This window comes from Marinifilum sp. RC60d5 (assembly GCF_052400665.1).
Classification (GTDB): domain Bacteria; phylum Bacteroidota; class Bacteroidia; order Bacteroidales; family Marinifilaceae; genus JBQTGK01.
In genome coordinates, this window is record NZ_JBQTGK010000004.1 from 35391 (window position 1) to 47800 (window position 12410).

Annotated in this window: 5 protein-coding genes; 4 read left to right on the forward strand and 1 reads right to left on the reverse strand. The window is 34.9% G+C overall.

Going from position 1 to position 12410, the window contains the following annotated elements:
• Positions 1–682 precede the first annotated feature (682 nt).
• Positions 683–1378: a YjjG family noncanonical pyrimidine nucleotidase gene (locus tag ACT3CE_RS10400; protein ID WP_444709714.1), complete on the reverse strand. Its 696-nt coding sequence runs from the start codon at positions 1376–1378 to the stop codon at positions 683–685.
• A gap of 333 nt (positions 1379–1711) precedes the next feature.
• On the opposite strand from ACT3CE_RS10400, the gene ACT3CE_RS10405 reads away from it, so the two are divergent.
• The 4 genes from ACT3CE_RS10405 (at position 1712) to ACT3CE_RS10420 (ending at position 12408) form a co-directional block, all read left to right on the forward strand.
• Positions 1712–2197: a hypothetical protein gene (locus ACT3CE_RS10405; RefSeq protein ID WP_444709715.1), complete on the forward strand. Its 486-nt coding sequence runs from the start codon at positions 1712–1714 to the stop codon at positions 2195–2197.
• Between the two features lie 1974 nt (positions 2198–4171).
• Complete coding sequence (locus tag ACT3CE_RS10410) at positions 4172–8446, forward strand: choice-of-anchor L domain-containing protein (protein WP_444709716.1); 4275 nt, start codon at positions 4172–4174, stop codon at positions 8444–8446.
• Positions 8447–8919: 473 nt separating this feature from the next.
• Entirely contained in the window at positions 8920–11547 is a 2628-nt protein-coding gene (locus ACT3CE_RS10415) for an HYR domain-containing protein (RefSeq protein ID WP_444709717.1), read from the forward strand.
• A 36-nt stretch (positions 11548–11583) separates the two neighbouring features.
• Positions 11584–12408 (forward strand): hypothetical protein, encoded by an 825-nt coding sequence (locus ACT3CE_RS10420; protein ID WP_444709718.1) that lies wholly within the window; start codon positions 11584–11586, stop codon positions 12406–12408.
• Positions 12409–12410: the final 2 nt, after the last annotated feature.

Sequence of the window (12410 nt, forward strand, 5' to 3'; positions counted from 1 at the left end):
ATTCTTTTTTTTATGCGGATAAATATTTTCTCAATTTGCGGAAGTATTTTTATTTGCGATCATTTGTGCCTCATTCGCATCCATTTGTGGATTCCTTTTTTTTGTGGATAAATATTTTTTCCCCACAGATCCATTTAAATATTAATGAGATTCATTTGTGTTCCATTTGTGCCTCATTCGCGTCCATTTGTGGATTCTTTTTTTTATGCGGATAAATATTTTCTCAATTTGCGGAAGTATTTTTATTTGCGATCATTTGTGCCTCATTCGCGTCCATTTGTGGATCCTTTTTTTTTGCGGATAATTATTTTCTCAATTTGCGGAAGTGTTTTTATTCGCGTCCATTTGTGGATCCTTTTTTTTGCGGACAAAAAAAAAGGCTGCGTCCCCTAAACGCAGCCTCCGAATCAACACCACTTGTATGGTCTAACTCAATATTTTATTAACCATTTTTTGATCTTTACCCAAGTAACTTCACTAACCCCTTAGAATTTTTATGAAAGTTAATACAAGCTTATAAAGATGTTGACCGATACAATTGGCTTTGCGAACCTAATTGTATCTTATTACCAGTACAAAAATAATGGAAGAATGTTAACAGATAATCTTAAAAGTGTTAAAAAATGTTACAAACTGTTGTAGAACATTCGGTGGAGCTTACGAATTGTAGTTAAATCGGTTTTTAAAGGATAAACTGAATTTCTTTTAAAGTTGAAACTTCGAAAGTGGGATTTTCATTATGCCGCTTTTTGTTACTATTAAAATAGATTTGTTTTATGTTGTATTTTTTCGCGCCTGCAATATCTGTTTTTAAATCATCACCAATCATAATGCTGTTTTCTTTATTTGCACCAGACACTTTCAATGCATATTCAAATATTTTTGGCGATGGTTTATTTGCGCCGGCATCTTCCGAGGTAATTATTTTTGTGAAGTACGAATGAAGATTGCAATTTCTTAGTTTTTTGTCTTGTACTTCGTTAAATCCATTGGTAATAATGTGCAGATGGTAGCCTTTATCTTGTAAATATTGCAGTGTTTCATGTGCATGCGGAAAAGTTTTGGTTTGCAGTGGACTGATTTCGATAAAATCTTGTCCCAATTCTTTTGCCATTTCCAGATCGTCGAGTCCCGATTCTTTTAGAGTTAAATAAAACCTCCTATACATTAAATCTTCTTTTTTAATTCTGTCCTGATAATAGGCATTCCATAATTTTGTATTGTGATATTCGAATCGGGATTTGAAAAATACGAAACTCCCAAATGTTGCCTGCAGCTGATAATCGCGATACAATTGCTCCAGAGTAATTTCAGAATTGGCATTGAAATCCCAAAGGGTACGATCCAGATCGAAGAAGATGTGTTGGTAGTTGCTCATGGTTTTAGAAATGATATTTTTCGAATATTGCAAAAATAGAATGCTTCCTGAGAAATTCACTATTTATAGATGTGAAAGTTTTAAGATGTTTTCTTGAGACTCTTGTTCCTGAGGTGAGAGTTGTTTTTCAGTAGTATTTGTCAGTGAATATTATGTCTCGATAAAAAACTTAGCTAATTCGATGATTATCTTACTGACTTTGTTTGGTTTGTATGGTTTTCTGAATTTGTTGTGTGAGATATTGCTATTATTTTTGTTAAATTTAAACGGATTAATTCCAGGAGAATCGATCTTAGTAATACTACCTCTTCAATCCTACTAAAATTTTATAGAATGACTATAGAAAATAGAATTAATTTAGAGATTGATAGTACAAAACAAGAGGCTATCACAACAAACCTGAATGGTTTAAAAACCGAATTAGAACCATTATTGGTGGCTTTACCTGCCGATCAGAAAAAGAATCTGGCCATGATTGGTGACCGATTAATGACTTTTGTTGAGCAGGCAGTAAATAGTGCGGAAGGTAATCCTGACCTGGTGCCTCCTTATCTTAAGCTGGATGAGGTAAAAGTAGATGTGCAGGCATGGAAACTTCTGAATAACATTAGTACAGAATTGGAATATCTGCTAAGCTTATTGAACGATACTGTTGCTTTAAGCGGTAGTGAGGCATATTCTTCTATGTTGAGTTTCTACAACTATCTGAAGCAGGCTGCAAAAGATGGTGTGCCTGGAGCCAAGGCTCTATACGATGATTTGAAACATCACTTTGCCAACGCAAAGAAAAAAGAGGATGCTAATCCTGTAGAAGAGTAATATTATTTATTAACATGGGGAGAAGAGGTCGAATGGCGGATAATGCAAAGTTATTCGCCATTTTTTCGTTTGAAATCTTATCTGCAGATCCTCGCAAAGAAATGTCCACAAATAACGAGATCCACAAATAGACGCAAATAAATGTATCCACAAATGGACTCAAAAGTTTTCCTGGATTCATTTGTGTCAGTTTGTGTTCTGGAAGTTTTCTATTTTTTTATCCACAGATTAACACAAATACACACAAATATTCTTTGGTTTTCATTTGTGTTCTATTTGCGTCCATTTGTGGATGTTTTTTTTTGATCTTCGTTTTCCTTTGTGGATGTTTTTTTTGGAGTCCATTTGTGGATTGTTTTTTCTTGATCTTCATTCTCCTCTGTGGTTAATTTTTAAACCCCTTTGAGTGGATTTGTGTCTCATTAGTGTCCATTTGTGGATGTTTTTTTTTTGGAGTCCATTTGTGGATTGTTTTTTTTGATCTTCATTCTCCTCTGTGGTTAATTTTCAAAGTCCTTTGTGTTTATTTGTGTCTCCTTTGCGTCCATTTGTGGATGTTTTTTTTTAGTCCATATGTGGATTGCTTTTTTTGATCTTGGTTTTCCTTTGTGGTTAATTTTTAAAGCCCTTTGAGTGGATTTGTGTCTCCTTTGCGTCCATTTGTGGATGTTTTTTTTTAGTCCATTTGTGGATAGTTTTTTTGATCTTGGTTTTCCTCTGTGGTTAATTTTTAAAGCCCTTTGTGTTTATTTGTGTCTCCTTTGCGTCCATTTGTGGATGTTTTTTTTAGTCCATTTGTGGATTGTTTTTTTTTTGATTTTGGTTTTCCTTTGTGGTTAATTTTTAAAGCCCTTTGAGTGGATTTGTGTCTCCTTTGCGTCCATTTGTGGATGTTTTTTTTTAGTCCATTTGTGGATAGTTTTTTTTGATCTTGGTTTTCCTTTGTGGTTAAAAAGAATAATTAAACTTCAAACCCCTTTGAGTGGATTTGTGTCTCCTTTGCGTCCATTTGTGGATGTTTTTTTTTAGTCCATTTGTGGATTGCTTTTTTTGATCTTCATTCTCCTTTGTGGTTAAAAGGAATAATTAAACTTCAAACCCCTTTGAGTGGATTTGTGTCTCATTAGTGTCCATTTGTGGATGTTTTTTTTAGTCCATTTGTGGATTGCTTTTTTTATCAATTTAGGGGTAAAACACCCCTCGCTCGACCTTTTTTACCCCTAAGTCGGTATAAAACATACCTAATTGGCTGTCTTTCATCCCTTGCGAAGGGTAATTTATACCTTATTAGGACTAAAATACAGCGAGCCTGGCCCGTTTTTGCCCGAGCGAGTTATTTCACACCCCAAATTCTCTATATTTTACCCCGACGGTGAGGATTTTGCATAATTAATCCTTCTGTATTAGCGGTAATTGTTCTTGTTTTTGGTTTGAAGCCTTCCAATTGCAGGCTTTTTGTGAGTTTTTAATCCTAATTTTTGCCCTGTTTACCCTAGTCAAGATAAAAAGGATGTAAAATCACAAATTAATAATATTTAACACTTTCATTTTTGGATTTCCTTGGATATATTTGTCGAAATTATGCCTATTTATCACAATCTGTGTTTGTTGGTTCGGTTGTAGCAAGATAAAAAGTATTGCAGTTGAGGAGTAGGCTTTCGATAAAATTCGACAAGGTGAATGTTTTATTAGATGAAACAGATTATTTCTAGGATGAAAGGCTTGTTTTGTGTGATTTTACCTTGGAGAATTAACTTATTTTAATAGGCTTATTTTTAATTAAACAAGAAAAAGCTAAACACTTTTTAATACTTTGCGTATAGTTGTTATATTTTAGAGAAAATTAAACTACTTTAACCAATTGTTACCAATATATACACTAAAAATTAACTATTGACGAAACATTTCTACATACAATTTTTTTTACTCGTTTTCTTTCTTTCACTGAGTGGTTCTCTCTTGGGGCAGATTAATATGCCTATTTCTGGACACACAAATAAACTAGTAACAGGAGGAGAAAATTTTTATGATAGTGGAGGGGCTAGTTCTAATTATGAGGATGGAGAAGATGGGATTATCACTTTAAAATCTGCACTAGGAACAACAATAAGAGTTACTTTTACTATTTTTCAATTGCGGAAGAATGGAGATTATCTAGACATCTATGATGGAGATGATACAAGTGCTACTCTAATTGGGACTTATAATCATAATGCTAGTCCGGGAGAGATTTCTTCATCAAGTAATTCTATAACATTTCGATTTAGTTCAAATAGTAACAAAACGAAAACAGGTTGGACTGCTAATGTTGAAGTAGTGAGTGGGAGTAGTGGTGGTGATTATTGTGAATCGTCTGGAAATGTCGATTTCGATACTGGAGTAACGTTGGTAGATTTTAACACAATAAATAACTCTAGTAGTATGGGCTCGGGGTATACGGACTATACTTCTATTTTTACAGATGTTTCTATTGGGAGTTCGTATAATTTAACTGTTAATGTGAATACTGATGGTAACTATCGGGTAAAAGCAAGAGCTTGGATAGATTGGAATCAGGATGGTGACTTTGCAGATTCTAATGAGGAATTTGATTTGGGAGGTAGGAGTAACACTTCTGATGGTGCTACTAGCGAGTCACCATATTCTATAACAGTTCCTTCAGCAGCTTCTTTGGGAGAGACGAGGATGAGAGTTTCGGCAAAATATAATTCTTATCCAGGTGTGTGTGAAGACGATTTTGATGGAGAAGTTGAAGATTATACCTTAAATGTTATTTCAATTGTTGGAAACCCACCAATAGCAAATTGCAAAGATCTTACAGTCCAACTCGATGCCTCAGGAAATGCAAGTGTATCAGCTGCTGATATTAACAATAGCAGTAGTGATGGGGAAACTGCTGATGCTGATTTGATATTAAGTATAGATAAGACAAATTTTGATTGTGATGATCTCGGATCACAAACAGTTACTCTTACGGTAGAAGATGAAGATGGAAATGAATCCACTTGTACAGCGAATGTTACCGTAGAAGACAATGTAGCTCCTTCTTTATTGAATCTGAATGCAGAATATCACGATGGGATGAGTATGAGTGATTTAAAGTATTCGGAAGCGGTAGATGAGATTCATACAAACTGGGGAAATGGATCTCCAAATACAGGTCTTGTCGGGAATGATGAATTTTCTATCAAATATAGCGGTAGTTTTGTTGTTCCTGTAGCTGGAGACTATACATTTTATACCAACTCCGATGATGGTGTACGTTTATCTATTGATGGCTCTTATGTGATTCAGAACTGGGACGATCATGCTCCAGAATCTGATTCAGGTACAGTAGGCTTGAGTAAAGGAGAACATACAATTCTACTTGAATATTATGAAAAAGGAGGTGGAGCTGTTATTGAATTGGAATGGGAGTCATCTGATGCAGGAATAGCTAAAGATGTGTTTTCTAAATCGTCTATTTTGAACAATACTATTGTCGAGACAACATTAAAACTGGATGATTCTGGTAATGCAACACTTGCTGCTGCCGATGTAGATCCAGGCTTTATAGATAACTGTGGTGTGGTTTCTCAAAAACTAAGTAAATCAAATTTTTCAAGCTCTGATATAGGAGAAAATACAGTAGTGCTTACAGTTAAAGATGCGAGTGGGAATTCTAATACTATCAATGTTGGGGTTACGGTTGAGTCAGCTGATCCGTCTGTAAGCCTAAGCGTTGGTTCAAATTTTATCAATGAAAATGGTGGAAGTACAAATATTACAGCATCCATTCCTTCTGCTTATACCGATGATATTATCGTTAATTTAGCTTATTCAGGAGGAAGCTCTTCCGATTATTCTGCAGCGAATCAAATTGTAATTCCGGCAGGATCCACATCAGCATATACTGGTTTTACCGCTGTAAATAATGATATAAATGATGGAGATAGAGATGTGACTGTTGAAATTAGTTTGGTAACTAACGGTACAGCAAGTGGAACACAAGAACAAACTATTACAATTGTTGATGATGATTTGCCTTCAACCGCTTCCATTAATATTAATAACCAAGATGCGAGCATTGGTACTTCTGCCAATGATTTAGTGCAAAATGTATTGGTGACTGGTTGTTTAATTGCAAATAATGTTACATATACAGGTGACCAGACAAACGGAATTGGGTATTTTGAGCAAGGTGATTCTGATTTTCCACTGTCTTCAGGAGTAATATTGTCTACAGGAAAGGTTGAAAACGCAATAGGTCCAGCTAGCCGAAGGGTGAGTGATTATAATAGTGGTTTTGATTTTAATACTAAAAATCTAGATTCTGATTTAATGGCTTTAGCAGGGACTGAACTGCGGAATAGTGGATGGCCGTTTTATCTTAAGTATTGGATTAGAGAATATAACGATGCACAGATATTAGAGTTTGATTTTGTGCCAGCAGGTAATAAACTAGAGTTTAATTATATTTTTGCATCTGAAGAGTATAATGGTTATGCATGTTCTGATTTTAATGATGGATTTGCATTTATTCTGAGTGGCCCGGGTATAGGTAATGATCCTGGACTTTCCGGAAAGAATATCGCTTTAACTGAATCTGGTGATCAGGTAAGTATTAATAATGTTTATAAAAATCAATGTGAAGATTGTCCTGATAATTCAGAGTTTTACGTAGAGGAAATTGGTGGTCATTCAATAGCTTTTGACGGTCGTACCAAGATTTTAACTGCTAGGGCAGATGTTACTTCCTGTGAGACCTATCATATCAAATTAATTGTTTATGACAGGAATGATAAAGAGTATAATTCCGCCGTATTCCTCGAAGCCAAAAGTTTTAAATCCAACGAAGTAACCGTTGAGAATAAAATTGATGGAATAGAAGGTGATAAAGAGATCATGTATAGAGGTTGCGATAAGAGTTACATTAGTTTTACCAGAAAAGAGGAAATTGATAAGGAATATTCTTTTCATGTTTCAATTGGTGGTTCAGCTGAAAATGGTGTGGATTATTATGAGGTAGATGAGTATGGAACAAAATTAGGTAAGTTCCCAGAGGAAGTTACTTTCGCTGCAGGAGAAACAGAAATTAAGATATATTATATGGCTAGCGATGAGGTTACTGGCTCAAAAGATATTCTATTTGAGGTATTAAAGGGCTGTCCTTGTAGTGCCGACGATGATGATTATTACAAGAAACATATTGATATAATAGATGTTGCACAAATAGAAGCGGAAGCAATCTCAAATGTAAGGTGTAATGGAGGAGATCCGGTTTCTACTATAATTATTCAATTGGCAGAAGGTTTGGTATCGACTAATTATTTATATTCTTTGGATGGTCGAAGCTTTCAGGAAGAGAATAAGTTTCAGGGAACTTATACTGTGGGCGAGCATATAGTTACAATAAAAGATAAGTTTTCTTGTAGTTCTGAAGATATTACGATAGATATACCAAAAGCTACCGATTTGGATGCTAATGCAGGTGTTGATTTTGATATGTGTCAGAAAGATACTAAAACTTTAAATGGAACTGGTGGAATTGATTATTTATGGACCTGTAATAAGGCTGTTGGACTCGATGGTATGGATGTAACATCTCCTACACCCAGTATTTCACCTGATTTACCTGCTGATATTTATGTTTACACTTTAACAGTGTCTGATGGGGTTTCTGATCTTTGTAGTTCTTCTGATGATGTTGAGGTTACAGTAAAGCCAACTCCTGTTATTAATGGTTTAGATGCTAATAGATTAGAAGTGTGTAGTGGACAAGAAATTATTCTAACAGCTAGTATTAGTAATGGTATTAATCCTACTTATAAATGGACTCCAAATAACGAAATTAATGGTTCTTCTGTTGGGTTGAGTGCTACAATTCAACCTGTTTCGACTGTTTTAGCCTCTCGGACAATTAATTTTACAGTTACTTCAGATAATTCTTGTTCAGCAAGCCAAAGTATTAGTGGTGTTAAAGTTTTTCCTAATCCATCCATCTCTTTGCTTGATGCAACAAGCAATCTTTGTGCTGATGGAAACAATGGAGAAATACATATCGAAGCAACAGGAGGTACTCCGAATATGGAAGCTCCATTTTATAATTATGAATGGAGTCATGATTCAGGTTTGAATTCTCCCGATGCAACGACTTTAGGTGTGGATACTTATACAATTAAAGTTACGGATGCAAAGACTTGTAGTGATACTAAAACGTATAATGTTACAGCTCAGCCAAAACCCAAAGGCATATTTTTTACAGAATAGATATAGGAACGAGGCGTGTAATATAAGTAAAGGTGTTTACTAATTATAGGCTTATATAACTAGCTTTAGTAAAAGTTTAATACTAATTAAACAGGTATTGGTAAAATATATCAAACATATAATCATTAAAAAGTAAAAATGCGCTTCATTTTTATTTCTGATGAATATCTTTGCAAAACAAAGAAATAAAAGCTGATTTTTTATTTATATTTTATAAAAATACAGCTTGATTAAATATATAAAAATATAGATAGGTAATATTCTATTGTTGATAAAATAACGTTTATTGTAGATGTAGGTTTGTTTAGTAATGATTAACCATTCGAATTGGAAGAGGAGCTTGATATTTTGGGTTAGAATAAGTAAAAAATATCTAAACACTTTTTAACATTCTGCGTATAGTTGTTTATATTTCGAGAAATTTTATGTTTTTTTATGGTGAATAATTCGGATAACACATTAAAACCGAGCTTTTGAAGATACTTTTACACAGTAAATTTTTAATCCTGTTTAGCCTGAGCATTTTGTTCGGGCATTCTGCATTGGCTCAAACCTTAACTACACCTGAACCAACAGATCAATATATCTGTATTGATGCGATAGGGGATTACTCTGTTTTTGGTTTCCATGAATCTAGAATTGATTGGTATGTTAAAGAGAAGTCTGAAACGGAAGCTATAGATAATATTACCCTACCTTCTGGTACTGCTGGTGAATATGTTCTTGGAAGTTTTACTTACAAATGGGAGTCTACTAATTATGTGAAGGATAAAACATATACGCTACAATTAGAAGAGACGTCAAAATTGGGCTCTTGTGTTTCTGAACGAAAATCATTAAAGGTACATTTGTTAGCTATTCCTGCTATTTCAGTCTCTTCTACTTCAATTGCAGCTTGTTCGACTGATAAATCAATTCTTACGGTAAGTATGACTCCCAGTGCTTCGTCTCTCCCTACTATTGTGAGGTATCAATATCGTTTACGTAAAGGAACAAATATTATTCGTGATTATCAATTTTCTAATGAGTTTACTGGTGTTACTGCTTCTGGTACAGCCTATAATGTAGATTCTCGCTATGTAGTAGTTGATGGTAGTGATAATGTTCTTTATGTAGTAAGAGGTAGTTTCGTTACTACAACTAAGCTTATTGTTGAGGAGGCTGATACGACACCACCAATTGCAAACTGTCAGAATATTACAGTTGAGTTAGACGCTAATGGCCAAGCTAGGATTACCGCAGCACAAATAGATAATGGCTCAAGCGATAATTGTGGTATAGCATCAATGTCATTATCGAAGACAGATTTTGATTGTGATGATATTTCTTCGAGTTTGCTTGTCCCTTCAACAGATGATCATGATAATTATAAAAAATATGATTATTCTGTAAGTATCAATGTGTGGCCTATTTCTGTTGTTCCTTCTAGTACTACCTGTGATTGGGGTTATAATTACAATGTAGAACTTGGGTACGATATAAGCTTCTCAGGTTCAAAAATTCCCACCAGTTTGAGTACGTTACAGGGAACTTTAAAATGTGATGATAAATCTTTATTTTTTGATTTACCGAACACGGAAGGAGTTGGAACTGTAATGACTACAGCAAATCCTCATAGGGATGTTGCTGATTGCGCAACAATCACACCTGAGATTTTGGGTTGTACTGATGTTTCCATAGAAATTGAGGGTAATGGTATTTCTCATCAAACGATACCTTCATCATTATCATCACCTAATACCGTTGAACTGACAGTAGTCGATAATTCTGGGAATACATCTACATGTACTGCAAATGTGTCTGTTGTAGATAATATAGCACCGACAGCAATTTGTAAAGATATCACAATTCAATTGGATGCAGATGGAAATGCTAGCATTACAGCCGACGATGTAGATAATGGATCTACTGATAATTGTGGTATTAAAGGTAGGAGTGTAAGTCCCAACACATTTAGTTGTGATAATGTAGGAGGCAATACAGTTACATTGACAGTAACCGATAATAGTAGCAATGTTTCAACATGTACTGCCACAGTAACTGTACAAGATAATGAAGACCCAGTAATTTCAAATTGCCCTGCAAATATAACAGTTGGTGCATGCGCTAATACAGTAACATGGATAGCTCCAACAGCAACTGATAATTGTTCGGTAACTCTTAAAAGTACACATAACCCGGGAGATGTATTTCCTGTTGGAACAACGACTGTGACTTATACAGCAAAAGATGGTTCGGGTAATACTGCAACTTGTAGTTTTGATATTACCGTTTTACCAGTTGTAACCATTAGTTTATCAGAAACAAATTCAATTTTGTGTAATGGAGGTAATGCCGATGTAACAATTACCGCTGGAGGTGGTGATGATTCATATACCTATAGTAAGGATGGAACGAATTATCAAGCTTCTAATTTATTTAGTTTGCCAGCGGGAACTCATACTTTGTATGTGAAGGATGGTAATGGATGTGTTGCGCAGGATGATATTACAATAAATCAACCAACAGTATTAAATGTAAGTATTGCTGCTGATAATGAAACGATTTGTGAAGGAGAGCCAGTAGAAATTACAGCAAAAGGTTCGGGAGGAACTGCAGCTTATATTTACGAGTTTTACTTAAATGGAAGTACTACTCCTATAGCTAATGGTGCAGACTATCAAATTAATGACAACAAATTAACATCAAGTGTTTTTGTTAATGGAGATAAAATTACAGTGAAAGTAACAGATAATAACTCTTGTGAGAAAGTAAGTGATGAAGTGATTGTAACGGTTCATGACTTGCCAACACCTACAATTTCTGGTGCTTTGAGTGTATGTGCTGAAGATCCGGAAACGCCATTAGATCCAGATTTAATAAATACTGAAATTTATTTTACAGAAACAGGCATGAGTAATTATAATTGGACTGTTACTGGAGGAACAATAGAGGCAGGTGATGGAACCAATGAAATTACTGTGAAATGGAAAACAGCAGGGACTGGAACTGTTAGTGTAAATTATGAGAATGCTAATGGGTGTTCGGCCTTAACTGAAAAGAGTGAAACAATAACAATATATGAGAGACCAAATCCGAGTTCTATTTTTCCGGATAATTAAAGACTAAATAAATAAACTGATAAATATTTAAATAATATGAAAAAGCTACAATTATTACTTATGATGATGTTTGTGTTTGCAGGAATAGGAGTGCAGGCGCAGAATACTGGGGCGGAGCCGTTTGAAGGTTCTACTCATTCTTACAAGGTGACTAGAAGTGCTACTTTGACAACCACACTTGCCTGGACTGTTGAAGGGGCAACTGATGCTAGTGATTATACTCTGGTAGACGCAGATGAAGAAACTGTAATCGTAACATGGAATAAAGTAGGAGATTATACTTTAAAATTAACGGAATCGAGAAGTTCAGGTGATGCTTGTCCTACTGTTCGTCAATTTGCAGTTTCTGTTAAACCTAACAATTTTAATGTTATTGCTTCAATTGTTGGTAATGCTAATGGTTGTGCAGGTATATCCAATCCTGTAGCTGATGTAGGAAATGATAATTCTAATAGTAATGATGTTTTTGGACAAACCAGTAGAGTATTTAACGTAAAAATGGAAGGTGGCGACCTTACTAAAGACTGGACCTTCAAGTTAGGATTAACTGGAGCGAATACTTTTGATGGATACTCAGTTTCAGTTACAGGAGCGTCAGAGGCATCTGGCGTATATACTGTTGCCGGAGTAGCAGTAGGAGCATCGGAAAGTAATGTTGCAACAATTACAGTTACTTACAATACAAATAAGCAAGCAGATAATAACGGACAAGACCCGAATGTTGTAATGGAACTTACAGTTTCTGATGCAAAAGATGGCTCTGGCACATCTGAATCTGCTACAAATATTGCTGACAGTAATGTTGTTTCGTATACTATTAATGCTGTACCAGCTACTACGCCAATTGTTGTTGTTAACTAAAT

Coding starts and splice junctions, on each gene's coding strand:
- ACT3CE_RS10400 (WP_444709714.1), bottom strand. CDS start 1,378: ATGAGCAACTACCAACACATCTTCTTCGATCTGGATCGTACCCTTTGG.
- ACT3CE_RS10405 (WP_444709715.1), top strand. CDS start 1,712: ATGACTATAGAAAATAGAATTAATTTAGAGATTGATAGTACAAAACAA.
- ACT3CE_RS10410 (WP_444709716.1), top strand. CDS start 4,172: ATGCCTATTTCTGGACACACAAATAAACTAGTAACAGGAGGAGAAAAT.
- ACT3CE_RS10420 (WP_444709718.1), top strand. CDS start 11,584: ATGAAAAAGCTACAATTATTACTTATGATGATGTTTGTGTTTGCAGGA.